The sequence below is a fragment of the Pseudarthrobacter sp. alpha12b genome (genome assembly GCF_054130495.1).
Genome location: NZ_CP196746.1, coordinates 4,076,217 through 4,101,614 on the forward strand (window position 1 = coordinate 4,076,217; position 25,398 = coordinate 4,101,614).

Here is a 25,398-nt window from a genome sequence, read left to right on the forward strand (position 1 = left end):
CAAAGGAGGAATCGAGATGGACGAACAGTCACGGCCTGTCGAGCCGCAGGACGGCCAGGGCACCGAGGACACCGGCGAGAACGTCAGGGGAGAACAAGGCACGGGAGTGCCGGCAGCAGAGCAGACCGCAAAGTCGCGGGCCGCCTATCTTGACCCGCGCGGCTCGGAATCAACCCGGGAACTGCGCGACACTGCCAGGAGGCGCCGGGATGCGGAAGAGAAACTCCAGCAGCACCTGATGGAAGCGAAGGACCACGTGCCCAACGAGTTCCATGAACACCCGGGCCACGGTTATGAAGGACACGAACACGCAGGCCACGAGCAATTTGGTCATGAACACCCTGGTCCTGAAGACCTTGAGGCAACGCGCCAGGAGTCGCACCAGCCCGGCGAGGGGACTGAGAGCAACGCCCAAGGCGGGGACAGCGGGGCCGGGGAAACGACAGCCGACAAGCCCTGACGGCCGGCCGGTACCTGGCTGCCGGTCTGCACTGACCGGCAGCCAAGTGCCGGAGCAAAGCCAAGTGCCGGGGCAGGCGGTGGGCTAAGCTACCCCGTGGGCGGCGCCGTCAGGTGAGACTGCCCGGCGGCAACTTTCTTCGACGCCCATCTCATACCAAACCTGCGCGCCGAACTCGGGCTCTGGGGTGTCAAGGTTCTGGTACAGGGCATCAAGCAGTTCCAGCAGCTCCCCGGTTGCCAGGGTGGGGAGGACTTCCTCCGGCCCAAGGGGATCTGTGAGGTAGTGGAGAAGCTTTGAGTGGTTCATTGCAGTGCAACCGTCGTGTTGCGGACAGGCGCGAAGTGCATGGATCGCTCCAACGTGGAAGTGCCTGAGGCTGGCTGCCTAACCCCAACTTCGAGTGTATTGCACGTACCCACTGCTAACAACGGACTCGGCTGACAACGCAAACGCGGCAGTCAGCGTCGCGCCGCGGCAGGCCTACTCCGGCCGGCCGCCGGGCTGGACCGGCCCGGTGGTGAAGCCAGGGGCAGCCGGGACTGGCACGAACACGGGCAGCGGGCGCGACGGGCGGACCGTACGGATGGCATCCTCAACCAGGGCCAGCGGCCGGCGCCAGGCGTCAGAGCCCGGTTCCATGGTGTCCACCACGCCGATCAGCATGGCCAGCAGCCGGAACATATCGGTCATGGAGATGTCCGGGCGCAGGCTTCCCTGGCCTTGCCCGCGCGCCAGCAGGATGCTCATGGATTCCATCAGCGATCCTGTAATTCCGGTGAGGAGCTCGCGCCGGCCCGCCACCGCACACAGCAGGTTGGCGTCGTCGCTTGCTGCCGCCATCAGGGCTTCCAGGACGCGCAGCAGGCCTGCAGCGGCGTCGATGTCGGCAAGGGCGCCGTCCATGACGGGGTCCACGGTGAGCCGGAGCTGCCGGTTGAGCGCGGCAAGCACCAGTTCTTCCTTGTCCGCAAAGTTGCGGAAGAGCGTTGCAGGGCCCACGCCAGCCGTGGTTGCGATGGTCTGGAGCGGTACTTCCGGGCCGAACTCCTGGAAGCACTGGCGCGCCGCCGTGATGATCTTGTCCACGTTCCGCGCTGCGTCTGCACGGAGGGGCTTTCGGGCGACTGCGAGGCTCATGCCCAAAAGGGTAGCAACGGAGCCCCGGGCCAACACGGTTACTGCAGGGTAGGCGCTTATGTGACGGCGGCGGGCGGTGTTCACGCCTGCAGCTGTCCGCGGCCCCGTGGGAGACTGGGGAGCATGTTGCTTGCATTTTCTGTTGCTCCGTCAGGCGTTCCCAGCGAAGGTTCCAGGCCCAACGACGCGTCAGTGCACGACGCCGTTGCGGCCGCAGTGAAGATCGTCCGGGAGTCCGGGCTGCCCAACCAGACGGATTCGATGTTCACCACCATTGAAGGTGAGTGGGACGAAGTGTTCGACGTCGTAAAGCGCGCCACCGAAGCTGTGGGGCGCTACGGCAGCCGTGTCTCATTGGTGATCAAAGCAGACATCCGGCCCGGTTACAGCGGGGAGCTGACTGCGAAAGTGGACCGCCTGGAGAACGCCCTGGCGCAGGAGCCCTAAGCCTCTTCGAAGGGGCCAAAGTGTCTGGACCGCCGGAACGCCGCATGCCAAACTGTGCCCATGTTCGAGCACAAACCCCGGCCGGAGTGGATTGCCACTGAGGAGTTTTTGTCCCGCACTGTGGTGCATCCGGACAGTGCGGTCCAGCATGCCATCAGCACCGCGGCTGAAGCCGGAATGCCGGCCATCGAGGTGGCGCCAAACGCCGGGAAGCTGCTGAAGCTCCTGGTCCAACTGTCCGGTGCCCGCCGCATCCTGGAGATCGGGACCCTGGCGGGCTACAGCACCATCTGGATGGGCCGGGGGCTTCCACACAACGGCAAGATCGTCACCTGCGAGTACCTGCCCCAGCATGCTGAGGTGGCGTGGGCCAATATCGACGCCGCGGGCCTGGGGGAAGGGGTGGAGATCCGGCTGGGGCCTGCCCTGGAGACCCTGGCTGCCCTCGAGGAGGAGGACAGGGAGCCGTTCGACTTCATCTTCATCGACGCAGACAAGCAGAACAACAGCCGCTACCTCGACTGGGCCGTCAGGCTGGGCAGGCCTGGAGCCACCGTCATCCTGGACAACACCATCTGGGAGGGTGCTGTCCTGGACCCGGACATCGACCCCGTCAACGCACCGGGCATTATTGACGCGCTCAAGATGCTCGGTGACCACCCGCGGCTGGACGCCACCGTCATCCAGACGGTCGGCTCCAAAGGCTGGGACGGCTTCGCGCTGGCGCGCATCCTCCCGCAAAACAGTAAGTAAGCTGTGGAGATGCGTCCGGTGCCCCACCGGACATCTTCCATGGAGGACGTACTTGCAAGCGCCACCTACACCTGTGCTCCTAAGCTCCGCGCCCGCCGCGCTCTCCCCCTGGGTTTCGGTCCTTGATTCAGTCGCCGGTGCAATTGGTGACGTCCCGGCCCTGCTGGCACTGGCTGTAGAGGCCGGACGGACGTGGCCGCGGCCCGGTGAAGGACGCACCGCCGTGTTGTGGGAACTCCTGGCATCTGTTGCTGCCACGGACGTGGCCGCGGCCCGGGTGCTTGAGCCGCACCTCGACGCGGTCGCCATTCTTGCCCAGGCCGCCCAGGCATTTCCGGCCGTCGACCCCGTGCCGGAGGGTGCCGCGGAAGCTGCGTGGGGCGTCTTCGCCGCAGAGGGACCAAACGCCCGGCTTGAGGCGCGGTCCGCAGGTACCGGGCTTGTCCTCAACGGCTCCAAGCCTTGGTGTTCACTTGCCGGGCGCCTGGACTGCGCCATCATCACCGCCCACACGGACGACGGCGGCAGGGCGGCTTTCGCGGTCAGCCTTCGCCACCCCGGCGTGGCAGGTGAGGAACCGGAGTGGATCGCACGCGGGCTCCGGGAGATACCCAGTGGAACTGTCCACTTCGACCAGGTCCCGGCGACGCCTGTGGGTGGAACCGGCTGGTACCACAGCCGGCCGGGCTTTGCCTGGGGTGGTATGGGCGTCGCTGCCTGCTGGCTGGGCGGAGCCGTGGGCGTTGCACGCGACTTCCGTGACGGCCTGCTGGCAGCTGCCGACACCGGACGGGAGCCGGACCAGCTGGCCCTCGCAGCATTGGGCGAGGTGGACCGAACCATCGCCGCCGCCCTGCAGTACCTTGCCCGCACGGCAGACCGCATCGACCACGGCACGCTCGGTGCCGACGGGAACCAAAGCACCTGGAGCGAGGCCCAGCGCGTGCGCGGAACCGTTGCCGCCGCCGTCGAACGTGTCCTTTACCTGGTGGGTTCCAACCGCGGTCCAGGTCCGCTCGCCTTTGACGAACCGTACGCCAAGAAGATGGCGGACCTGGCGCTTTATGTGCGGCAGCACCATGGCGCGCGGGATGATGCCCAACTGGGCCGGCTTGCGCTCAAGGGGGACTGCCCGTGGTGACCTTTTCCCACGCGGACCAGGGGACTGGCGAGGCGGACTGGGCCCGGAGTGGACTGGCTGTGGCGCCGGAGCTGCCGCTCGATCCCACCGAACTGGCGGGCATGCGCTTCGTGGTCCTGGCAGCGCATCCGGACGACGAAACACTTGGCGCCGGCGGGCTCATGGCCTCGCTGGTGGCGCTGGGAGCAGGGGTTGAAGTCCTGCTCTGTACCGCGGGGGAGGGGTCGCACCCGGATTCGCCCACCACGAGCCCGGAGCAGCTGGCCACCATCCGGCTTGCCGAATTTTCCGCGGCCCTGGCCGCCCTGGGCCTGGCGGACCACTGGACGTTCCTCGGCTTGCCGGACCGCGGACTGGGTGCCCACGAAGAAGCGATCGCCCGTGCCGTCCGGGACGCAGCACGGCGGCTGCCCGGCGACCCGGATCGGTTGGCCCTCGTGGCCCCATACCGGGCCGACGGCCACGGCGACCACGATGCCCTCGGTGCGGTGGCGTCTGGGGTTGCCCGGCGCGACGGCCATGCACTTTTGGAGTACCCCATCTGGTTTTGGCACTGGGCCACGCCCGGCGACGGTGACTGGCGGCAGTGGGTCCGCTTCCATCTGGACCAGCAGGCGCGCGAGGCCAAGAAGCGCGCCATGGCGGAGCATGCGACCCAGGTGCAGCCACTCTCGCCTCTTCCCGGGGACGAAACACTGCTCAGCGGGCCGTTCCTGGAGCACTTCTCCCGTGGCTATGAGGTATTCGCCTGGACGCCTGCGCCAAGTGCATCCGGAAGGCCGCATTCCAGCAGTGACGCCGAGTTGGTTTTCGACGGGGTCCATGACGGCGCCGAGGATCCCTGGAACTACACCGGGAGTTGGTATGAGCGGCGCAAACGCGCTCTCACCCTTGCGGCGCTTCCGGCGGAATCTTACGAACGCGGCCTGGAAGTGGGCTGCTCGATCGGGACCTTGACGGCGGGGCTGGCCACCCGGTGCCGCAACCTGCTGGCGGTAGACGCCAGCGGAACCGCAGTGCGGCGCGCCAAGCAACTGCTGGAGGGCACGTCCGGGGTCCAGGTGGAGCAGCGGGTCGTACCCGGATCCTGGCCCGGAGGAACGTTTGACCTGGTGGTCGTTTCCGAGGTGGGCTACTACCTGGCCGTTGAGGAGCTGGCGCAATTGTGGGACCGGGTGGAGGCATCCCTGGAGCCCGGCGGAACCCTTCTCCTGTGCCACTGGCGGCATCCCATAGCGGGTTGGGAACTCAACGGGGACACCGTCCACACGCTGGCCCGGCAGCGGCTGGAGTGGCGGACCGCCGGGCTCTACCAGGAACGTGACTTCGTGCTGGAAGTCCTGGTGGCCGAAGCCCTGGTTGCCCCGGCCGGCGGCGGGCGGCCGGATGACTAAGGTGCCCCCGCAGGGAGATACGTCAGGGGACCCGGCTGTCCCAGGCATCCACAGCATCCAGCAGGTTGCGGTTGTCATTCCGGCCCACAACGAGGAGCAGCACCTGGAACGGGCGCTCACCGCCGTCAACTGCGCGGCGGACCGGACCGAATCCGAACTGCCGGATGTCAACGTGCGCGTGGTGGTGGTCCTGGACGGCTGCACTGACCGGTCCCCTTCGATTGCCGCCCAGTTGGCTGCCGGAGACCCACGCTACGTGCTCCTGCCCGTGGACTTCGGGAGTGTGGGAAAAAGCCGGCAGGCCGGGGTCAGTGCCGCGCTGGGGAACGCAAACAGGCCGCTGCAGGCCCTCGGAGCGGCGGTAGGTGATCCGATGCAGGGGATCTGGCTGGCCAACACAGACGCCGATTCCTGCGTGCCCGGACACTGGCTGGTGCGGCAGCTGGAATTGGCCGCACTCGGTTCCGATGTTGTCCTTGGCACGGTGCAGCCGGACCCCCTCGACCTGCACCACGAGCTGTTGGCCCGCTGGCATGCCCGGCACGGCGGCACCGAGGACCACTCCCATGTGTACGGTGCCAACCTTGGAGTCCGTGCCTCTTCCTACCTTGCCTCAGGTGGCTTCCCCGGCGTCGATTTCGATGAAGACCAGGCGCTGGTGGACCGGCTTCGAAGCATCGGCGCGCGCATTGTTGCCACCGACACTACCCGGGTCCTCACATCAGGAAGGACTGCAGGCCGGGCGCCGCGGGGGTTCGCCGCCTACCTCCTGGCGCTTGCTCAGTCGTAGGCCCACCCCCGACAGGGACCGCCCGGGCGCGACAAAGGGCTGTTGCCTGGCGGCAACAGCCCTTGGTCCCCAAAGACTCAATCTCCGGTGATGGCGTCCCTGGCCTTCCCGTGGGCCGGCTTCAGAAGGCCCTTCCGTTTACTGTCAGACCAGGTCCGGAGCGCTGGCAACGATGTAGTCCGCCGCGGCTGGCCCAGTCATGGAGAGGTTATTGCTGTCCGGGTTGATTCCGGCGTCCTGCATGGCTTTCCACAGGGCTGCCGGTGGCTGGAGTTCCGCCTTGTGCAGGAGGCACCAACTCGTATAAAGACCGTATAGCTCGTCGCGTCCGAGGCCCAGCCCGGGCTCCCTGTCCGCGATAACTGCTTCGGCGAGAAACTGTTCAAAATGGGTAGCAGGCATGTCCGCTCATAAGGGGTCGACAGTTACTTCCGCCGTCTGCTTCAGCGGCCTTGCCGGTTTCCGGAGGATCCCGGCGAGGTATTGAAGAAATTATTGCAGTTCAACGCGCTTTGTCCAGTTGGACCAGGTCCGGGCCCACCTTGCCGGGCCGCGCCCCATCGGGCCGGGCCCTGTACGGTTTCGTGGTGTTAAAGTTGCGCGCTGTTAAGGGGCGCCCGGGTACCGGGCGGGGTTGAGGGGGCCGACGGCGACTGGGGGGACTGGCCTCGGTCTCAGAAGAGGCCATCTCACCGCCGACCCCGCCTTAGCCCGGGTTTGCTGCATCCCGGGAAAACCAAACAGGACCTTCAAGATGAATTTTCCTCCATCTCGAAGGTCCTGCCTAGTCCCCCTGCGGCGGCTGCGCCTGTCTGCCTAAGCGCTCCCGCCGGGCCGGCCGCCGTCGTCGGACTCTCCGTTGCCGGCGCGGTGTTGCACCTTCTCGCGAACCCTGTCACGGTGCCGCTCACCGTGGGTCTCGCCGTTCTGTTCGTTGCCGGCAAGCTGCCCGTTGCCGCTGTCGCCGGCTCCGTGCCCGCCGTTCTGGTTGCCCTCCGAGCTGTACTTCTCCCGGAGTTCACGGCCGTGCTTGATGTCTTCCTCTTCCTGCTTCTGCAGCTTGTCGCTCTTCTTGGTACCCCGCGGCGGCAGCTGGATGGTCTCCTCAGCCTCAATCCCGGCCTGGAGTTGCCGTCCCCGCTCCGTCTCGGCGTCGAACTCGGCTCCGAAAAGCAGGGACATGTTCAGGATCCACAGCCACAGCAGCGCGACGATCACACCGCCGATTGCGCCGTAGGTCTTGTTGTAGCTGTTGGAGTATGCCACGTAGAAGCCGAAGGCCAGCGAGGCCAGCAGGAACACCACTACGGCGATGGCGGAGCCCATGCTCATCCAGCGGAATTTCGGCTGCTTTACGTTCGGGGTGGCGTAGTAGAGAATGGCGATCGCAACGATAATCAGCGCCAGCATCACCGGCCACTTGGCGATGTTCCAGAGGGTCAGGAAGGCGCCGCCGAGCCCGATCAGGTTTCCGACGGATTCTGCCACAGGGCCGCTCAGTACGAGCATCGCCGCGATGACGACGACGATCAGCAGGTTCACGACGGTGACGCCGAGCATGGTGCCCCGCAGCTTCACGAACGCCCGGCCCTCATCGATCTCGTAGACCCTGTTCATCGCCCGGCCGAAGGCGCCGACGTAGCCGGAGGCGGACCAGAGAGCGGTGAGGAGGCCCAAGATGAACGTGAGGCCGGCGGCAGAGGAGCTGGCGAGGTCCTGGACCAGCGGGCGGATCGTGTCGACGGTCTGGCCTGGGGCGAAACCCTGGACGATATCGAGCAGTGCGGAGGTGGTCTTTTGCGGGTCCCCGAAGATCCCGAGGAGGGACACCAGCGCCAACAGCGCCGGGAAGATCGAAAGCACTGAGTAGTAGGTGAGTGACGCTGCCAGATCGGGGCACTGGTCTTTGCTGAACTCGCGGAGCGTCTTCTTGGCGATGTACTTCCAGGACGGCTTTTCCAAGTCCCTCGGCCTGCCGGGTTTCCTCGAGTCGTTTGGGTCCGGAGCCTGGCCCGCCTTGGCGGTACTGGTCTCGGATGTGTCGTGAGTGGCCATGGGGTGTCCTCTCAAATCAGGGGGCGAAGCGGACAGGCCGGCTCCGCGGGAAGCGGTGCCGGCCTGTCGGACAAAGCTATTGCCTTCGCGGTGCCGTGACCGGCCGGGTTAGGTGTTTTGGACGTTGTCTTTGGCGTCGGTGGCGCGGTCTTTGACGTCGGTGGCGGCCGTTTGGCCTTCGGTCTTGACGTTCTGGGCGGCGTCGGTGGCGGTGGCCTTGACGTTTTCCATGGCTTCCTGGGCGGGTTCCTTGAGGTCCTGGGCCATGGTTTTGGCGGCGTCGGTGACCTGGGTTGCCAGGGGCTGGGCTGCGGTTTTGAGTTGGTCCGCGGCTTCGCGTTCCTTTTGGCTTGCCGGGATCAGCGAGGAAACGAGCATGCCGGCGCCGAACGCGATGAGCCCGGCGGCCAGGGGGTTGCCGGCGGTTTTGGCTTTGACCTGGTCCGGTGCGTTGGAGACGGCCTGGCCGGCGTCGGAGAGTTTGGCTGAGACGGTGTCTGATGCCTGGTGGAGGCTGTCCCCGGCGGAGTGCATGGCGTTGGTGGTGTGTCCGGCGCCGGTGTTGGTGGTGTGGTGGACCTTGGTGGTGGCGGTGTCTGCTGCTCCCATGATTTTCTCCTTCACCCCGGTCACGGCGTCGCGGACTTTGTCGGTTTGGCGGTGGACGATGTTGGACGGGGTGACTTTGTCGGCCACGGCGTCGACGTTGGTGCCCAGGCGGGCCCGGGTGGCTTCTATGTCTGCGCGGATGACGTCAGGGTTTTCGCTCATCGGTTTACCTCACCTGGTTTTAGGGTTGGGGGAATTTCTGAGAGGGTTTCCCCGGTTTGGGGCAGGCCCTTGATCTGCTTGAGTTCCTTGCGGCCAATGGAGGCCAGGACGGCGGCGATGATGGCCCAGATGACGGCGACGATCAGCGCGGACCAGCCCAGGGCCATGATGGCGCCCAGGGCCCACATCAGGGCCAGCGAGAGGAAGAGCAGGACGAAGTGTCCGCCGATCCCGGCGCCGGCGAGCATGCCGGCGCCTTTGCCTGCGCGGGAGGTGGATTGTTTGAGTTCGGCCTTGGCCAGTTCCACTTCCTGGCGCATCAGGGTGGACAGGTCCCGGGTCACGTCCCCGAGCAGGTCACCCAGCGACGCGTTGTCCGCTTTCACATGCGCCGCACTGGGCGGCGGCTCGGGAATCTGGCTACTCATCACAGACCACCCGTCTGGCCGCCCCGGGTGCGGTCCTGGGTAAGGGGGTCGTTTGCCATGGGGTCGTCTGCAAGAGCGCGGTCACGGAGCGGGTCGTCGGAGAGTTGGTTCCCCGACCAGGGTTCTTCTACGAGTTGCGGGCTGTCCAGGCCGCTGGCCGGACCTGCAGCCTCGGGATAGCTGCTGCCTGGTGCGCCGCCGTCGTAACCGGCCGTGGTGGTGGCCGGGCCGGGGAGCTGGACCGGCGGGGGCGGAACAGTCCCCCCGGCAACGGGGTAGGACTGGTTGTACTGGTCGCCGTACGTGGTGCCGGAGTACTGGCCGGACAGGCCGGCTGCGCCGGTGCCGGCCGCGGTGGTGGCGGAGGCCTCGGGTGCGCCTGCGGTGAGGCTGCGGGTAAGGCGGCCGGCCAGGACACCGGCGCCGGCGGCCAGGAGCAGGAACGTTCCCGGATTGTTGCGCGCGTACCGCTGGACCTCGTTCAGGAGGTCACCGGGCTGCCGGTTCTCCAGCCATGACGCAACCGAGGAGGTGCGCTCGGCCGCCTGCCGGACCAAGTCGCTGGCCATGCCCTGCTGGTCGGGGGCGCTGGCCATGCTGTGCAGCTGGCTGGAAATGCTGTGGAGGCCCTCCGCGGCCTTCTGCTGCTGCGTGCCGGCCTGGCTGGTAAGGCCCGACTTCGCCTGGTGCAGGAGGTCCTGGGCATTGGCCTTCGCCTCATGCGCCACGTTCGCTGCCTCTTCCTTCGCAGTCTGGGCAACGTTCTGCGCGGACCCCGCGGCAGTCCGGGCCACGCCGGCTGCTTCTTCCTTGGCGGCGTCCTTGCGGGACGAACCGTAGGTGTCACCAGCCTGGCTGTCGCCGGCAAGGGGAGTGCCGGTTGAGGGGAACGTGGCGGGCTGCCGCTCACCGGGGATTCCTGTATGGGCCGGCGGAGCCGTGTAAGCGGGATCCTCGGGCCATTGGTTCTCTGTCATCTTCGCTCTCTTTCCAAGAAGGCCGGTTGTTGATCAAGAACCAGCAATACTGGCCGTAAAATGATAAGCATGATTACTAATAAAAGGTAAGTACCCTTGCTAAGCAAGTTATAACCGTTCCAAAAATGTCAGCCGGAATGGCGAGGGCCTGCCCGGTCACAACGAAGTGGAAAGTGGTGGGAAACGTGGACACAGCTCCATGGGTATGGATAGTGGTTGCCGTTGTTGTTGTGGTGCTGATCGTGCTGCTCCTCCTGGTTGGCGGGAAACGCCGGAAGGCCATGCAGGAGAAGCGGGACCAGGAGCACCGGGAAAAGGCCGCCGAGATCCGGCGTGAAGCCGAGAATATGGAAATCGACGCCCGCGAACGGGAGGCCAAGGCCATCCGGGCGCGTGCCGACGCCGAGCAGGCGCAGGTTGATGCGGCTCGGCTGCGGCAGGAAGCCGAACAGCGCAGCCAGGAAGCCCAGTCCCTCCGGGGTGATGTTGCCAGCCATGCCCGGAAGGCGGACGAGCTCGATCCCGATGTCGGGCGCGATGGCGGCCGGCAGGATCGGCGCGAGGAGTTTGGCGGCCGGCACGACCAGGCAGGGGAGTTTGGCGGCCATCATGAGCGCGGTCCGGCCCACGCGGGTCCTGCCGGGGCCGCGGGCGCTGGCTTGGGCCGGGAAGCAGGGTATGGGAACGGTGCGCAGGCCGACGCCGGGCATGCCGACGCCGGACGCAGCCCCGGCGGGCACCATGACACTCCTGCTGCCGGTGCCGATACCGGGATCCCGGAGGCAGAATCCGGACGGAGGCGCCAGACTGACGCCGCTGACACTGCCGCTGGGCATGATGTCCGCGACGAGGACAACCCGCGCACGGGGATCTGAAGTTTGCGGCCGCCGCGGCCAAACCCGCGGCGGCCCTTTTAGTGCTGCCTCTCCGTCGGCGCCTCTGGGCGCTGCTTCCAGGGGCGTCAGCGCGGCTTGAGAACGGGGGAAGGGTTGACTCCTTCCCCCGTTCCCATGCCCGCAAGAAGTTCCTTGACGGCGTCAATCGACGACACTTTTGGTTCCCATCCCAGGATCAGCCGCGCCCGGCTGGTGTCCATGATGGGCGCACCGGCCGCCATCTCCACCCATCCTGAATCCGTGGGTTGGACCCGTGCCCGCCACGTCAGGTCCACAACTGCGTGGAGCAACCGCATGGGGATGGGGAGGATTCTCTTGGCGCCAAGGATGCGCCCCAGTTCCTGCGGTGTCAGGACCGGCTCGGCGGCGATATTGAAGGCTCCGCTGGCGCGCTGGTCCACCGCCCGCCAATAGGCTTCTGCGACATCGTCCGCATGGACCGCCTGGAAAACCAGGTTGTCCGGGGCCGGCAGTATTGGCAGCCAGGGTTTCGGCGGCACCAGCCGGGGAAGGACGCGGCCCAGGAAGTACCTGCCGATCTCAGCACCCGCGTTTCCCTGGAAAATGAGCGCCGGCCGCAGCCTGGCAACAGAAATGCTTGGCTCAGCGGCCGCGAATTGGTCCAGGAGCTTTTCCTGCTCGGCTTTGTGCCGGCTGTAGTGCGAACCGGCCATTCCTTCCGCCGGCCACGACTCGTCCCTGCGCTGGTCCTTGCCGGACTTGCTGTAGGCGCCCACTGACGAGGCGCAGACAACTTGCTTGACTCCCGCGCGGGCGGCAGCGTCCAGGACATTTTTGGTTCCCGTGACGTTGGTCCGGTGCAGGAGGTCCAGGTCCCGGTTGGGCTGGATCTGCCACGCCAGATGGACCACTGCATCGACCCCTGTGAGCGCCTTTTCCAGCAATGGCATGTCCTGGTCAAGGCCCACGTCCAGGGTGTGCCACTGCACGCCGCTGTAGGGTTCCCGGGACGTATCGGGCTGCCTGCGGCTGATTCCAACCAGTTCCAGGCTGCCGGGCTTCCTGGCCAGTTGGCGCTGGAGGTTGCGCAGCAGTGCTGTTCCCGCGTTTCCGCTGGCTCCGGTGATGGCGATGCGCATGACAAAGACTCCTTGCTGGGTGGGTCCGGCTGCCGCGTACATTCCGAGCTTATAACGGAGAAGGATTGTTTTATAAGCAAGCTTATGATTTGCTGCTTCTAAGTCTTGCCGCAGGCTTTCGGAACCAGACCGAGGGAAACCAACACCCATGCCCGAATCCTTTGCCGCACTGGCCGTGGACGCTGCGTCTGTCCACCATCAACAGCCGGTACCCGCACAACAACAGACTCCTCCGGCCCCCTCAGGGCGGCTTCGGGAGGCGTTCGAAAACGACCTGGTCCTCAGGTACCTGGACCTCGCTGAGGCACTCGCCTCGCGTTTTGAAGCGCGCGGCAGGGAGCGCGCGGACCTGAATCAAGTGGCCTACCTGGGCCTGGTGAAGGCAGCGCGCGGTTTCGACCAGGCCAAGGGCGAAAGCTTCCCCGCCTATGCGGCGCCCACCATCACCGGCGAACTCAAGAGGTACCTCCGCGACCGGACATGGGTTGTCCGCCCGCCGCGCCACATCCAGGACCTGAGGACCCGGCTGTTCCGCGCCGAGCCGGAGTTGACCCAGTCGCTGGGCCGGAACCCGAGTGTTGCCGAGTTGGCCGGAGAGCTGGGGAGTGACCCGGCTGAGGTGCAGGAGGCCATTTCGGCGTCCAGCAGCATGCACCCGGATTCCCTCGACGCCGTGAACCCGAACTCCGACGCACCCTCCATTGGCGAGGTGCTGGCCTGCCCGGAAACTCCGCTGGAGCGGCTGGAAGAGCTGGCCTGCCTCCGTGATGCCATGCAGGACCTGGACGACTCAGACCGTGAACTCCTGTACCGGCGCTACTTCTGCGAGGAAACGCAGGTGCAGTTGGGGAAGCGGCTGGGAATGTCCCAGATGCAGGTATCCCGCCGCCTGGCCAAGGTACTGGTGGAACTGCAGCGCCGGCTGGAGGGGAGCTCCCAGTTCAGCAGGCCGGAGGACTCCGCAGGCAATGGAGCACCGGCCCGCATGGGCCGGGCAGGCCACCCGGGCGGCCCGGTTGCACCGTTCCACCGGGCGGGCAGCACCGGACATCCCGGCAGTGCCGGCAAGGCAGCGGGCCGCCGCCACGGCGGTATCGGGACCAGGTAGCACCCCAACTGCCCAGCGCCGCACCAACCCTTATCTTGCCTGTTCAACAACGGTGACGGTGCCATCGCCACCGTGGCTGAAAAGCCCGCGGCCTTGTTTAGGAGCAACTGCAAGAGGGAACAGGTTGGTTATGGGAAGCTCTGAAATGTCCAAGCTCCGGGCTGTCCTGTTCGACCGGGACGGGACCCTGGTGATCGATGTGCCGTACAACGGGGACCCCGGCAAAGTGCGGCCCGTGGCCGGTGCCAAGGCAGTGCTGGACAGCCTGCGGGCGGATGGAATCGCCACCGGCGTGATCAGCAACCAGTCGGGTATTGCCCGCGGCCTGATTAGTGCCGAAGACGTGCAAAAGGTCAACGACCGGGTGGAGGAACTCCTGGGACCGTTCGATGTGTGGGAGGTCTGCCCCCATGCTGAGCAGGACGGCTGCTCCTGCCGCAAACCCGCCCCCGGCATGGTCCACAGCGCCTGCCGAAAACTGGGCATCCACGAATCCGAGGCCGCCCTCATCGGGGATATCGGCGCCGACGTGGGGGCTGCGGAGGCTGCCGGAGCCACCGGAGTCCTGGTTCCCACACCCGTGACCCGTGCCGAAGAGGTGGCCGCGGCGCGGCTGGTCGCCTCCGACTTGGCCTCCGCCGTCGGCCTGCTGCAGGAGACGCCTTGATGGGGCGCGTCCTGGTGGCCCGGCTGGACAGCATGGGCGACGTCCTGCTGGCCGGTCCTGCCGTGCGCGCGGTGGCGAACGGCCGGGCCCAGTACGGCGGCAGCACCAATCACGTGGTGATGCTGTGCGGCCGGCAGGGTGAAGCCGCAGCCGCCATGCTCCCCGGCGTCGCCGAAGTCTACAGCTGGGACAGCCCCTGGATCATGAACCCGGCCCCCCGGATGACCGGCCCGCATGCTGACAGGCTGATCGAATACATCCGCAATTCCCGCATTACCGAAGCAGTCATCCTCACCTCCTTCCACCAGTCACCGCTGCCGCTGGCCCTGTTGCTGCGCCTGGCAGGGGTGGAGCGCATCACCGGCGCCTCCACCGACTACGCCGGCTCGCTGCTTGACGTGCGCTTGAAACCGGGGGAGGACTTTCCCGAAGACCAGCCCGAAGCGGAACGGGCGCTGGGCATCGCCGAAGCCGCAGGTTTCCGGCTCCCCGCGGGCGATGACGGAAAGCTCCGCGTTAACTCCGTCGCGGAAGTGACAGGACTCGTGGGTAAGGAGCCCTACGTTGTGGTCCACCCCGGAGCAGCGGTTCCCGCCAGGGCGTGGCCCCCGCTGCACCATGCTGCCGCCGTCGAACTGCTCCAGGGTGCCGGGTACCGGGTGGTGGTGACCGGCGGCCCCGGCGAGACGTCGTTGACGGCCACGGTGGCCGGCCCGTCCGCACTGGACCTCGGCGGCCGCACCGACCTCTCCACCATGGCAGGCGTCATGGCCGGAGCCGATGCTGTGGTCAGCGGCAACACCGGCCCTGCCCATCTGGCAGCCGCCGTGGGTACACCGGTAGCCTGCCTGTTTTCCCCCGTGGTCCCGGCGATCCGCTGGGCACCCTACGGCGTGCCCCTGGAACTCCTCGGCGACCAAAATGCCGCCTGCCGCATGTCCCGCGCCCGGGATTGCCCGGTTCCCGGCCACCCCTGCCTCGACTCGGTATCGCCGGAGGAAGTGGTGGCGGCGGTGGAACGCCTGATCAGCGGAGTGAGCTCCTTCAGCACGCACGTCAGCACCCGTAGAAAGGCCCGCAACAGATGAGGATCCTGCTCTGGCATGTCCACGGTTCCTGGACGGACGCCTTTGTTCGCGGCCGTCACGAATACCTGCTCCCCATCCTGCCCGGCGGTGGGGCCTGGGGGCTGGGCCGCGCCGGCAGGGACTGGCCGGCATCAGTGCGGGAGGTGGACCTGGCGACGCTCGATGCCGACGCCGTGGACGCCGTCGTCCTCCAACGGCCCGAAGAAATCGACGAAGTGGCACGCACCCTGGGACGGATGCCCGGCGTCGACCTTCCGGCCGTGTTCGTGGAGCACAACACGCCCAAAGGCAATTTCCCCAACATCCGCCACCCGCTCGCGGACCAAAACCGCATCCCGGTGGTCCACGTGACCCATTTCAACCGGCTGGCCTGGGACAACGGGTCCGCCCCCACCACGGTGATCGAGCACGGGATCCCCGATCCCGGACAGCTCTACACCGGTGAACTCCCCGAACTGGGGGTGGTGGTCAACGAGCCCGTGCGGCGCGGCCGGGTGACGGGAACCGACCTCCTGCCCGCTTTCGCCTCCGTGGCGCCGCTGCATGTTTTCGGCATGAAGACGGACGGCCTCGCAGCAGCCACTGGCATCGAGGATTCGCGGCTGACGTCCCGCGGCGACCTGAAAACGCGGGAGCTGCACCGGGAGCTTGCCCGCTGCCGGGTCTACGTCCACCCAATGCGATGGACCTCACTGGGGCTGTCCCTTCTGGAGGCCATGCACCTGGGGATGCCCGTGGTGGTGCTTGCTGCCACGGAGGCCCCCCGGGCGGTGCCGCCGGAGGCCGGCGCTGTTTCCGCCGATGTGGATGAACTGCTCCGCTGTGCTGAACGGCTGGTTGCCAATCCGGATGAGGCCCGACGGCGGGGACTGGCCGCCCGGGAGGCGGCGCTGGAGCGTTACGGCCTGGGTAAGTTCCAGGACCACTGGGATGAGCTCCTGGCGGACCTGCGGAACCGCCCCCGGCATTCCGTCAACGAACGGCCGGACGAGCGGATCCTCGTTCCGGCGCGGGAGAGGAAGACCCCATGAAGATCGCCATGATTTCCGAACACGCCAGTCCGCTGGCGGCCCTGGGTGGGGTGGACGCCGGCGGCCAGAACGTTCACGTTGCGGCCCTGTCCGAGGCCCTGGCCAAGCGGGGCCACCACGTCACCGTCTATACCCGCAGGGACGCAACGGAGCTCCCGGAACGGGTCCGGGTGGGACGCCGCCTCGAGGTGGTCCACGTGGACGCAGGCCCGGCCCGGCACGTGCCCAAGGACGAGCTGCTGCCCTACATGGGCGAACTCGCGGACGGCGTGGCCAGGGACTGGGGGCAGCGGCCGCCGGACGTGGTGCACGGCCACTTCTGGATGTCCGGCCTGGCGGCATTGGACGCTGCCAGGCGGCCGGATGCCGGATACCGGGTGCCGATGCTGCAGACGTTCCACGCGCTGGGTACCGTCAAGCGGAGGCATCAGGGTGCCGGGGACACCAGCCCGGAGGAGCGCCGCTGGCTGGAACCGGGCGTGGGGCGCTCTGCGGACCGGATCATTGCCACGTGTTCCGATGAAGTCTTCGAGCTCAAGGCCATGGGCATTGCCACCGGAAAGATTTCGATTGCGCCCTGCGGCGTGGACCTCAGCTTCTTTTCGCCTGAGGGTCCGGTGGCCGCGAGGAAGCGCCGCTACCGCATCCTGTCCGTGGGCCGCCTGGTGCCGCGCAAGGGCGTTGACCTGGTGATCCGTGCGCTCCCTTACCTCAAGGCGGCGGGTTTTGACGACGTCGAACTCCTGATCGTGGGTGGTGCAGGCGACTCGACCGTCATGCATGCCGACCCGGAAATCCGCCGCCTGCTGGACCTTGCCGCCGAACTCGGAGTGTCCGAACAGGTAACGCTGCAGGGCCAGGTGTCCCGGGCTGAAATGCCAGGCATCTTCCGCAGCGCCGACGCCGTGGTGTGTGCACCCTGGTATGAGCCCTTCGGCATCGTGCCGCTCGAGGCCATGGCCTGCGGCGTTCCCGTGGTGGCGGCAGCGGTGGGCGGGCTCCGGGACACGGTGGTGGACCACACCACCGGCCTGCACGTCCCGCCGCGGGACCCGGAGGCCATTGCCTCGGCCCTGTCGCTGCTGCTGGAAAACCCGGCCCTCAGGACAAAACTCGGCCAGGCCGGAGAGCGGCGCGCCCGCACCCGGTACTCCTGGGACCGGGTGGCGGCGGAAACCGAAAAGGCTTACCAACTGGCCATGGCCGGTGCCCGGGCCGGCGCCCAGGCTGGCGCTGTACCGATGGAAGGAGCCGCACTGTGACTGCCGAATCATCCCTGCGCGAATCATCCCTGCGCGAAACTGACCTGCGCACCCTGACCGCAGCGCCGGCGTTGCCCGCGGTGCTCCCGGGCGCCACGTTCGTGGATCCGGCCAGTGCCGACGCCGTCCGCGAGCATCTGGACAACGTCATTCCGGCGCTGGATTCCTTGCGCAGCCAGTCCGGCAGGCTCGCCGCCTGGGGTGTTGAGTTGGCCCAGCGGCTGCTCCGCGGCCAGCGGCTCCTGGCTGCAGGAAACGGTGGCTCGGCAGCGGAGGCACAGCACCTGACGGCCGAACTCGTGGGCCGCTTCGACAGCGAGCGGGTCCCTTTCTCGGCGATCTCCCTGCACGCCGAGTCGTCCGCCGTCACCGCGATTGCCAATGACTACGGCTACGACGACGTCTTTGCCCGGCAGGTGCGCGCGCACGGCCGCTCCGGCGACGTGCTGGTACTGCTGTCCACCAGCGGCAAGAGCCCCAACCTGCTGCGGGCCGCGGAAGTTGCCTCCCGGCTCAACGTGACCACCTGGGCTCTCACCGGGTGCGGGCCCAATCCGCTGGCAGAGGCCTGCGATGAGGCCGTCATGATCGACGCCCTGAACGCCAACGCCCAGGAAGGGCACCTGATCGCCCTGCACGCCGTCTGCCGCGCCTTCGACCTGGAGGTTGCCCGGCACACTCCGTCCCTTGTCCCCGGGCTGCCGAAAGGGGGCAGGCCATGAGGATCGTGGTCGTAGGAGACGTGATGCTCGACGTCGACCTCTCGGGTGAAGCGACCCGGCTCAGCCCCGACGCCCCCGTGCCGGTGGTGGACATTTCAGGTGTCCGCCGGCGTGCCGGCGGCGCGGGCCTGGTGGCGCGCATGCTGGCCCAGGACGGCTGGCCCGTCACCCTGGTGACGGTCCTGGGGGATGACGACGCCGGGAGCCAGTTGCGTACGCACCTCGCCGGGGTGCGGCTCGTGGCGGGGACCAGCGGCTACCCCTCGCCGGTCAAGACCCGGGTCCGGGCGGGTTCCCACCCGGTGGTCCGCTTTGACCAGGGCTGCGAAAAGACGCCGGTCCCGGACGTCAGCCCGGCCATGCTGCGCGCCGTGGAAAAAGCCGGCGTGGTCATCGTTGCCGATTACGGCAGGGGACTGGCAGCCAACCCCCAACTGCGCGAGCTGCTGGGCCGGCTCGCGGGTGACGTTCCCATCGTGTGGGACCCGCACCCATCAGGTGCGGAGCCGGTGCCCGGCGTGGCCGTGGTGACACCGAACATTTCCGAAGCAACCAAAGCGGTGCAGGCTGCCGTGGGGAACGTCCCCGCATCCGCGGAGAATATTGCCCAGATCCTGCTGGAGCGTTGGCGCAGCCAGGCCGTCCTGGTGACCAAGGGTGAGGAGGGGGCTGTCCTGCTCCGGCAGGGAGATGCCTCTTCCCATGCCGTTCCCGCGCCACGGGTGGAAGCCGGCGACCCCTGCGGGGCCGGAGACCGCCTGGCAGCCAGCCTGGCAGTGCACCTCCTGGCCGGCCGCAACCTTCCGGAGGCGGCGGCCTTGGCAGTGCATGACGCCGCTGATTTCCTGGCCGCCGGCGGGGTTTCGGCGCTGCCTGATACGGCCGGGAAAGATCCTGCCCCCGGAAACCCCGGGGCTGCCCCCACACGGGGCCGGCGGACTACCGAACCGCTGCTGCTGGCCCGTTCCGTGCGGGAAAGCGGCGGAAAGGTGGTGGCAACCGGTGGCTGCTTCGACCTGATCCACGCCGGCCACATTCGTTCCCTCGCCGCCGCCAGGGAACTGGGGGACTGCCTCATCGTGTGCCTGAACTCCGACGACTCGGTGCGGCGTCTCAAGGGCCCGCAGCGTCCCATTATCGGCCAGCACGACAGGGCGGAACTGCTCCTTGCCATGGAATGCGTGGACGCGGTGATGGTCTTCGACGAGGACACCCCCGAAGCCGCGCTGGACCGGCTCCGCCCCGATATCTGGGTCAAGGGCGGCGACTACAAGGGAGCCCGCCTGCCCGAGACGGAGCTGGTGGAAAGCTGGGGCGGCCGCTGCCTCACCGTCCCGTTCCACCCCGCCCGCTCCACCACCGGCCTGGCGGACGCACTCGCCAAGGTCAGCTGAACTTCTTTCCGCATCGTCTTGTTTTCCCCATTGAAAGGAACACCATGACCGCAGAATCAACTGCAACTGCCGCCACGACGCCCGGACGCGTCCTTGTTACCGGAGGTGCCTCCGGACTGGGGGCCGCCGTCGTCGACGCCGTGCTCCGCGCAGGCGGGACGCCAGTGGTCCTGGACCGCGACATCAGCAGCGTCTCCGGTGTGAAGGCCTTCGAAGTGGACGTTGCGGACCGCGCGGCCGTGGAGCACGCAGTCCGGGAAGCCGCGGAGACCCTGGGCGGCCTGGACGCCGTGGTCACTGCGGCCGGGATCGACCGCTGCGGCAAGCTCGCCGACGTCGAAGCCACCGAGTGGGAAAAGGTCATCGGGGTCAACCTGATGGGCACCGTTTCCACGGTGCGCGCCGCCTTGCCCTACCTCAAGGAAACCCACGGCCGCGTGGTGACCGTGGCCTCCACCCTGGGCAAGCGCGCCGTGGCCGATGCCACCGCGTACTGCGCCTCCAAGTTCGGCGTGGTGGGCTTCAGCCATGCGCTGGCCGCGGAGACCGGTGGGGAAATTGGCGTGACCACCATGATCCCGGGTGGCATGAAGACCCGGTTCTTCGATGACCGCACCGAGCAGTACAAGCCGCAGGACGATTCCCGGCTCAACGATCCCGCCAACACCGCGCAGGCCATCCTGTTCGCCTTGAACCAGCCCACCGGCTGCGAGGTCAGGGAAATGCTGATCTGCCACGAGGAAGAGGGCTCCTGGCCGTAAGCCGGAACCGGCATCAGACCGTGGCTGCCGCGCCGTGGTGGCCACAGTCTTCAGCCACAGCAGGACCACCAGCACCGACAAACCAGCACCGAAAGGCGGGAGGAACACCATGCCCACCACAGCCACCGAAACAACCGCAGGCAACGAAACAGTCGAGGGCGCCGGCATCACCATCCAGGACCCGCGAACCGGTGAAGTGCTCTGGACGGTCCCCGAAGCGGGGCCCGAGGCAGTCAATAATGCCGTGGACGTGGCCCGCAGGGCTGCCCCGGGCTGGGCGGCCACCGCTCCAGCCGAGCGGGGCGCCGCACTCCGCGCCGCCGCCAAGGCGCTTGATGCTGCCGCCCAGGAGCTCGCCGGGCTTAACGCCAGTGAAACCGGGCGGCCGGAAGCGGAGGCGCTGGCTGGCATTGCCGCAGCCGTGTCCACGCTGGAGCAGTACGCCGAGCTGGGCCCGGTGCACCGCGGCCACAGCCTCCGCGGCGGCCGGTTAGCCTCCGATTACACTGTTGCCGAACCGCGCGGCGTAGCCGTCCTGTTGACCCCGTGGAATGACCCGGTAGCGGTGGCCTGCGGCTTGATCGGCGCCGCACTGGCGACGGGGAACGCGGTCATCCACAAACCCAGCGAGCGCTGTCCGCGCTTGGGCGAGGCGTTGGGCGAGGTCCTGGCGCCGGCCTTCCCCGCCGGGGTCTTCCTGACCATCTCCGGTGGCGCTGAGGTGGGAGCAGCCCTGTCGCATGCGGAGGTGGACGTGATCGCCCACGTGGGTTCCAGCACCTCCGGCGCCCGGATCGCCCGGGGCGGAGCCCTCACCGGCGCGCATGTCATCCGGGAAAACGGCGGCAACGACCCCCTGCTGGTGGACTGCGACGTGGACCCCGGGTGGGCCGCGCAGCAGGCAGCCATCGGCGCTTTCAGCAACAGCGGCCAGATCTGCACCGCCGTGGAGCGGATCTACGTCCATAGGGACATCGCCGCCGAGTTCTGCAAAGCCCTGGAGGCGGAAGCCGCACTCCGGAACGGCAACGGCACCGTGGCGCCGCTGGTGGACCTCCGGATGCGCGACGCCGTTCACGCCCACGTCGCCGACGCCCTGGCCCAGGGGGCACGGGCAGTTGAGGGTGGTGCGCTTCCGGACGGGCCGGGCTCGTTCTACCCGGCCACCGTGCTCCTCGACTGCACCGACGAAATGCAGGTGATGACGGAGGAGACGTTTGGCCCGGTTGCCCCCGTCCAGGTGGTGGACACGTTCGACGACGGCCTCCGCGTGGCGTGCAGCGGCAAGTACGGCCTCGCGGCCACCGTCCTGAGCAGCAACATTGCGCACATCCAGCAGGCCGTGGCCGCGCTGCCGGTGGGAACCGTGAAGGTCAATGCCGTCTTTGGCGGCGCTCCCGGAGGGGCCGCCCAGCCCCGCGGCGCAAGCGGCGCCGGTTTCGGGTACGGACCCGAACTCCTGGATGAATTCACCCAGGTCAAGGTGGTGCACATCGCCGCCCCGCCGGCGCCCGGCAACGGCGTGGAACTGGCCGGCAGCGATGAACGGGACATGCCATGAGCACGTCCCCGGAATCCATCGACCTCTCTACCCAGCGGGCATTGTCCGACTGGCTGCCCGGGCGGCTGGCCGCGGAACAGCCGTCCATCCTGGTGATCGGCGACGTCATGCTGGACGGGTGGTGGAGCGGCAGCATCGAGCGGCTGTGTCGGGAAGCCCCTGCGCCGGTGGTGGATATCCAGTCCCGCGAATCGGTCCCCGGCGGGGCTGCGAACACGGCCATGAACCTGGCCGCCCTGGGCGCAAAGGTGTCGGTGGCCGGAATCATCGGCACCGACGATGCCGGTGAGGACCTGCGTGGGCAGCTTGCCGCGGCCGGCATCGATGTCCAGCACCTGCAGCCGCATCCGGCCATGGTCACCACCACCAAGATCCGGATCAGCAGCGGCGGCCAGGTGATGCTGCGCCTCGATGACTCGGCCAGGGCTGTCCCGGCCGACGCCCTTGACGCGCTCGCCGCCTCGGTGCGTGCCGCCGTCGAACGCCAGGATGCTGTCCTGGTGTGCGACTACGGCACCGGCGTGGTGGCGGACCCGGTCCGCGCTGCATTGGCCGACGTCCTCGGAAGTGGCACTGCCGGAGAACACCGGCCACTGGTGGTGGTTGACGCCCACGACCCCAGGGCGTGGGCCGCCCTTCAGCCTGACCTGGTGACGCCGAATGCGCAGGAAACCGCGCGGCTGCTGGACCGGAAGCTGCCGGAGGGCCAGGAGCGGGTGGAAGCCGTGGCCGCGGAGGCGGAGTCGCTGCTGCAGGGCACCGGCGCACGGGCCGTGGTGGTCACCCTGGACCGGGACGGAACCGTGCTGCTGACGCCCGACGGCGTGCGGCACCGCACGTGGGCCAGGCCTGCCGCGGAGAAACAGGCGTCCGGGGCAGGAGACACGTTCGTCGCCGCCCTGACATTGGCCCGCGCCGCCGGCCTGCCGTTGACCGCCAGCCTGGACCTGGCGCAGTCGGCCGCCGACGTGGTGGTCCACCAGCCCGGTACCTCCGTCTGCAGCACCGCCCAGCTCAGCCGGTACCTGGAAGCCTTCGCCGACACTGCCCTGGGCGAGGACGAACTGGAGCGGCAGATGGAGCTGCACCGGGCCCAGGGGCAGCGGATCGTGCTGACCAACGGCTGCTTCGACGTGCTGCACAGCGGCCACACCAGGTACCTCAATCAGGCCAAGCAGCTGGGCGACATCCTGGTGGTGGCGCTCAACAGCGACGATTCGGTACGCCGGCTCAAGGGCCCCGGCAGGCCCATCAACAACATGGCGGACCGCGCGGCGGTGGTGGCAGCACTGAGCTGCGTTGACTACGTGACGGTGTTTGACACGCCCACGGCCACCCCGCTGATCCGCCGGCTCCGGCCCGAGGTGTACGCCAAGGGCGGGGACTACACGCCCGAAATGCTGGCAGAAACCCCCGCCGTGGAGGAATACGGCGGCCGCGTAGCCATCCTGGACTACGTGGCTGAACGGTCCACCACCGCAGTAGTGAACCGGATCCGGGACGGCGAAGGGGCAGTGCCAACCAACTAAGGTTGAAGCATGACTGAGGCGTGGCACGGGTAATGGCAAAGCGCGGAAAGTCAGGCGGCCGCGGACGGGAGGCGGCCGGCGTGGTGGAGATGTCCAAGGGGGCTGTGATGAACGGCCCGGTGGAGGGTGTCTACTACGTCGATACCGGTGACTGCGAGCTGATCGCGGACCAGGACAACTCCACCGGCTGGCTTTTGAAGATCAACGGCGTCATGAGCTCGCACATCGACCTCGCCGACCCGCTGTTTTTGGACTTCGAGTACATGCGGTGGATGGCGGCGCTCATCGAGTCCCGCTGGCCGCCGTCGGCTGCAGCGGGCCCGCCGGCTGGAGCCGCGGGGCACAAGCTTCGCGGGCTGCACCTGGGCGGCGGCGCCTGCTCCCTGGCCCGATACTTCTCCGCTGCCTACCCGGACGCGCGGCAGGTGGTGGTGGAGCTGGACGGAAAGCTCGCCGGATATGTGCGGGGCTGGTTCGACCTTCCCAAGGCGCCCCTGCTGCGGATCCGCGTGGGGGAGGCCCGTGCCGTCACCGAAACCCTGACTGAACAGACCCGGGACTTCATCATCCGCGACGTCTTCGCCGGCGCCCACACCCCCCGCCCGCTGACCACCGCAGAATTCAATCAGCACGTAAAGCGGGTCCTCGCGCCCGGCGGACTGTATGTGGCCAATTCCGGTGATGCCCCGGACCTGAAAAATGCCCGGGAGGATGCCGCCACCATCGCGGCTGCCTTCAAGCACACGGTGATCATCGCCGATCCCGCCATGCTGAAAGGCCGGCGGTACGGAAACATGGTGATGGCCGGCAGCAACTCACCCATCGTTGACGACCCCCAGCTGCGGCGAAGACTTCTGGGCGGGGCCGTCCCGGCACACCTTTGGGACGACGCCCAGGTCCGGGCCTTCGCGGCCGGAGCGCCGGTCCGCCACGACCCCGCGCCACCCCCACCGACTGCTGAGTAACTGCCGTTTTGGCGGTCCAGAGCGACACCTGTTCAGCAATCGATAAGGCTTACCCCTTTCCCAGGAGCGCATCGCGGTGCTCGGCCATCCGTTCCCGGAGGGCCTGCACGACGGCGGCCACCGCGGGGCGGCGCAGTGAGTCGGGGCGCAGGACCATCCAGTAGGGGAGCAGTTCGCCGATCTTGTCGGGCAGCAACCGGACCAGGTCATTGTGGAGGTCGGCCATGAAGCACGGCAGGAACCCCACTCCGGCACCTGCCCGGGTGGCCTCCACATGGACGAACACGTTGGTGGAGGTCAGGCCGTCGCGCATGGCAGGAACCAGCCGGCGCGGCGCATCAAGGTCGTCCACCTGCAACATCGAGTCCACGAAGTAGACCAGCGGATGCCCGTTGAGTTCGGCCACCGTAGCCGGCGTCCCGTGCTCGGCAAGGTAAGCCCGGGAGGCGTACATGCCCAGGCGGTATTCGCCCAACCGGATCGCCTCTGCGCGGTGCACCTGCGGCTCGCCCACCACCACCTCGATATCCAGCCCGGACCGCTGCTGCAGGGCCCGGCGGGTCATGGTCACCACTTCCACGCTCAGGCCGGGATGGTCCCGGCGCAGCCGCGCCACCGCCGGCGCGGCAATATAGGCGCTGAAGCCGTCCGTCGCGGTCATGCGTACGACGCCGGCAATGGGGTCGGGTGCCTGGCCCGCCGGTCCCAGCGTGCCCAGCACCGCCTCCACCTGTTCCGCCGCCCGCACGGCACGTTCGCCCAGCTCCGTGAGCTCCCAGGCGCCCGCGGCGCGGGACAGGACCCGGCCGCCGAGTGACTTCTCAAGCGCGGCGATCCTGCGCGAGACCGTGGTGTGGTTCAAGCCCAGGGCCTGGGCCGCCGTCGTAAATTTGGCAGAGCGGGACACCGCGAGGAGCACCAGCAGGTCATCGGGGTTCGCTTTCATATCTGCAATTGT

The 25,398-nt window shown here is 67.8% G+C and carries 27 protein-coding genes; 18 read left to right on the forward strand and 9 right to left on the reverse strand.

Translation table 11 applies throughout. The features are described from left to right. Positions 1 to 16: 16 nt before the first annotated feature. A complete protein-coding gene (locus ACTAQI_RS18840) occupies positions 17 to 460 on the forward strand; it encodes a hypothetical protein (RefSeq protein ID WP_457947904.1) in 444 nt (147 codons plus the stop codon). 84 nt (positions 461 to 544) lie between these two features. On the opposite strand, the gene ACTAQI_RS18845 is transcribed toward ACTAQI_RS18840, so the two are convergent. Then, complete coding sequence (locus ACTAQI_RS18845) at positions 545 to 769, reverse strand: hypothetical protein (protein WP_457947905.1); 225 nt, start codon at positions 767 to 769, stop codon at positions 545 to 547. 174 nt (positions 770 to 943) lie between these two features. After that, positions 944 to 1,600: a TetR/AcrR family transcriptional regulator gene (locus tag ACTAQI_RS18850; RefSeq protein ID WP_457947907.1), complete on the reverse strand. Its 657-nt coding sequence runs from the start codon at positions 1,598 to 1,600 to the stop codon at positions 944 to 946. Positions 1,601 to 1,723: 123 nt separating this feature from the next. Between ACTAQI_RS18850 and ACTAQI_RS18855 the strand changes: the two genes are divergently transcribed. Genes ACTAQI_RS18855 through ACTAQI_RS18875 form a run of 5 tightly spaced genes read left to right on the forward strand, consistent with a single transcriptional unit; the run spans position 1,724 to position 6,125 of the window. Next, positions 1,724 to 2,047 carry a thiamine-binding protein gene (locus tag ACTAQI_RS18855; protein ID WP_142131381.1) on the forward strand — a complete coding sequence of 108 codons (324 nt, stop codon included), beginning with the start codon at positions 1,724 to 1,726 and terminating at the stop codon, positions 2,045 to 2,047. Positions 2,048 to 2,107: 60 nt separating this feature from the next. Continuing rightward, complete coding sequence (locus ACTAQI_RS18860; protein ID WP_457947909.1) at positions 2,108 to 2,800, forward strand: O-methyltransferase; 693 nt, start codon at positions 2,108 to 2,110, stop codon at positions 2,798 to 2,800. 52 nt (positions 2,801 to 2,852) lie between these two features. Continuing rightward, entirely contained in the window at positions 2,853 to 3,941 is a 1,089-nt protein-coding gene (locus tag ACTAQI_RS18865) for a hypothetical protein (RefSeq protein WP_457947911.1), read from the forward strand. Then, a complete protein-coding gene (locus ACTAQI_RS18870; protein ID WP_457947913.1) occupies positions 3,935 to 5,335 on the forward strand; it encodes a PIG-L family deacetylase in 1,401 nt (466 codons plus the stop codon). The genes ACTAQI_RS18865 and ACTAQI_RS18870 overlap by 7 nt, the downstream gene beginning before the upstream one ends. Continuing rightward, positions 5,328 to 6,125, forward strand: a complete 798-nt coding sequence (locus ACTAQI_RS18875; RefSeq protein WP_457947915.1) for a glycosyltransferase — start codon at positions 5,328 to 5,330, stop codon at positions 6,123 to 6,125. Before ACTAQI_RS18870 ends, ACTAQI_RS18875 begins: the two co-directional genes overlap by 8 nt. A gap of 144 nt (positions 6,126 to 6,269) precedes the next feature. Here the strand turns inward: ACTAQI_RS18875 and ACTAQI_RS18880 are convergent, their stop codons facing one another. The 5 genes from ACTAQI_RS18880 to ACTAQI_RS18900 all read right to left on the reverse strand — a co-directional run bounded on the left by ACTAQI_RS18880 (position 6,270) and on the right by ACTAQI_RS18900 (position 10,356). Then, positions 6,270 to 6,527, reverse strand: a complete 258-nt coding sequence (locus ACTAQI_RS18880; protein WP_457947917.1) for a hypothetical protein — start codon at positions 6,525 to 6,527, stop codon at positions 6,270 to 6,272. Positions 6,528 to 6,941: 414 nt separating this feature from the next. Further along, on the reverse strand, positions 6,942 to 8,180 hold the full coding sequence (locus tag ACTAQI_RS18885; RefSeq protein ID WP_457947919.1) for a YihY/virulence factor BrkB family protein: 1,239 nt from the start codon (positions 8,178 to 8,180) through the stop codon (positions 6,942 to 6,944). A 108-nt stretch (positions 8,181 to 8,288) separates the two neighbouring features. Next, the gene (locus ACTAQI_RS18890) at positions 8,289 to 8,951 is read right to left on the reverse strand and encodes a DUF3618 domain-containing protein (protein WP_457947388.1); all 663 of its coding nucleotides are present in this window, start codon (positions 8,949 to 8,951) and stop codon (positions 8,289 to 8,291) included. Then, positions 8,948 to 9,379, reverse strand: coding sequence for a phage holin family protein (locus ACTAQI_RS18895; RefSeq protein WP_457947921.1), 432 nt, complete (start codon positions 9,377 to 9,379; stop codon positions 8,948 to 8,950). The genes ACTAQI_RS18890 and ACTAQI_RS18895 overlap by 4 nt, the downstream gene beginning before the upstream one ends. Continuing rightward, a complete protein-coding gene (locus ACTAQI_RS18900; protein ID WP_457947923.1) occupies positions 9,379 to 10,356 on the reverse strand; it encodes a hypothetical protein in 978 nt (325 codons plus the stop codon). The genes ACTAQI_RS18895 and ACTAQI_RS18900 overlap by 1 nt, the downstream gene beginning before the upstream one ends. A gap of 185 nt (positions 10,357 to 10,541) precedes the next feature. Between ACTAQI_RS18900 and ccmD the strand changes: the two genes are divergently transcribed. Beyond that, positions 10,542 to 11,231 carry a heme exporter protein CcmD gene (gene ccmD / locus ACTAQI_RS18905; RefSeq protein WP_457947924.1) on the forward strand — a complete coding sequence of 230 codons (690 nt, stop codon included), beginning with the start codon at positions 10,542 to 10,544 and terminating at the stop codon, positions 11,229 to 11,231. An 86-nt stretch (positions 11,232 to 11,317) separates the two neighbouring features. Here the strand turns inward: ccmD and ACTAQI_RS18910 are convergent, their stop codons facing one another. Next, on the reverse strand, positions 11,318 to 12,352 hold the full coding sequence (locus tag ACTAQI_RS18910) for an NAD-dependent epimerase/dehydratase family protein (protein ID WP_457947926.1): 1,035 nt from the start codon (positions 12,350 to 12,352) through the stop codon (positions 11,318 to 11,320). Between the two features lie 148 nt (positions 12,353 to 12,500). Here ACTAQI_RS18910 and ACTAQI_RS18915 point away from each other — a divergent pair, with 148 nt between their 5' ends. The 11 genes from ACTAQI_RS18915 to ACTAQI_RS18965 all read left to right on the forward strand — a co-directional run bounded on the left by ACTAQI_RS18915 (position 12,501) and on the right by ACTAQI_RS18965 (position 24,440). After that, positions 12,501 to 13,460, forward strand: a complete 960-nt coding sequence (locus ACTAQI_RS18915; RefSeq protein ID WP_457947927.1) for a sigma-70 family RNA polymerase sigma factor — start codon at positions 12,501 to 12,503, stop codon at positions 13,458 to 13,460. A 130-nt stretch (positions 13,461 to 13,590) separates the two neighbouring features. Further along, the gene (locus ACTAQI_RS18920; protein WP_457947929.1) at positions 13,591 to 14,127 is read left to right on the forward strand and encodes a D-glycero-alpha-D-manno-heptose-1,7-bisphosphate 7-phosphatase; all 537 of its coding nucleotides are present in this window, start codon (positions 13,591 to 13,593) and stop codon (positions 14,125 to 14,127) included. After that, on the forward strand, positions 14,127 to 15,215 hold the full coding sequence (locus ACTAQI_RS18925) for a glycosyltransferase family 9 protein (protein WP_457947931.1): 1,089 nt from the start codon (positions 14,127 to 14,129) through the stop codon (positions 15,213 to 15,215). Before ACTAQI_RS18920 ends, ACTAQI_RS18925 begins: the two co-directional genes overlap by 1 nt. Then, complete coding sequence (locus ACTAQI_RS18930) at positions 15,212 to 16,246, forward strand: glycosyltransferase (protein WP_457947933.1); 1,035 nt, start codon at positions 15,212 to 15,214, stop codon at positions 16,244 to 16,246. Before ACTAQI_RS18925 ends, ACTAQI_RS18930 begins: the two co-directional genes overlap by 4 nt. Continuing rightward, complete coding sequence (locus ACTAQI_RS18935; RefSeq protein ID WP_457947934.1) at positions 16,243 to 17,508, forward strand: glycosyltransferase; 1,266 nt, start codon at positions 16,243 to 16,245, stop codon at positions 17,506 to 17,508. The genes ACTAQI_RS18930 and ACTAQI_RS18935 overlap by 4 nt, the downstream gene beginning before the upstream one ends. Beyond that, on the forward strand, positions 17,505 to 18,230 hold the full coding sequence (locus ACTAQI_RS18940; RefSeq protein ID WP_457947936.1) for a D-sedoheptulose-7-phosphate isomerase: 726 nt from the start codon (positions 17,505 to 17,507) through the stop codon (positions 18,228 to 18,230). Before ACTAQI_RS18935 ends, ACTAQI_RS18940 begins: the two co-directional genes overlap by 4 nt. Then, positions 18,227 to 19,624, forward strand: a complete 1,398-nt coding sequence (locus ACTAQI_RS18945; RefSeq protein WP_457947938.1) for a PfkB family carbohydrate kinase — start codon at positions 18,227 to 18,229, stop codon at positions 19,622 to 19,624. The genes ACTAQI_RS18940 and ACTAQI_RS18945 overlap by 4 nt, the downstream gene beginning before the upstream one ends. A gap of 44 nt (positions 19,625 to 19,668) precedes the next feature. Beyond that, positions 19,669 to 20,385: an SDR family oxidoreductase gene (locus ACTAQI_RS18950; protein WP_457947940.1), complete on the forward strand. Its 717-nt coding sequence runs from the start codon at positions 19,669 to 19,671 to the stop codon at positions 20,383 to 20,385. A gap of 109 nt (positions 20,386 to 20,494) precedes the next feature. After that, positions 20,495 to 21,946, forward strand: coding sequence for an aldehyde dehydrogenase family protein (locus tag ACTAQI_RS18955; RefSeq protein ID WP_457947942.1), 1,452 nt, complete (start codon positions 20,495 to 20,497; stop codon positions 21,944 to 21,946). Further along, the gene (gene rfaE2, locus ACTAQI_RS18960; RefSeq protein ID WP_457947943.1) at positions 21,943 to 23,475 is read left to right on the forward strand and encodes a D-glycero-beta-D-manno-heptose 1-phosphate adenylyltransferase; all 1,533 of its coding nucleotides are present in this window, start codon (positions 21,943 to 21,945) and stop codon (positions 23,473 to 23,475) included. The genes ACTAQI_RS18955 and rfaE2 overlap by 4 nt, the downstream gene beginning before the upstream one ends. A 32-nt stretch (positions 23,476 to 23,507) precedes the next feature. Further along, a complete protein-coding gene (locus ACTAQI_RS18965) occupies positions 23,508 to 24,440 on the forward strand; it encodes a spermidine synthase (RefSeq protein ID WP_457947944.1) in 933 nt (310 codons plus the stop codon). A 49-nt stretch (positions 24,441 to 24,489) separates the two neighbouring features. On the opposite strand, the gene ACTAQI_RS18970 is transcribed toward ACTAQI_RS18965, so the two are convergent. Beyond that, positions 24,490 to 25,386, reverse strand: coding sequence for a LysR family transcriptional regulator (locus ACTAQI_RS18970; RefSeq protein ID WP_457947945.1), 897 nt, complete (start codon positions 25,384 to 25,386; stop codon positions 24,490 to 24,492). Positions 25,387 to 25,398 lie beyond the last annotated feature (12 nt).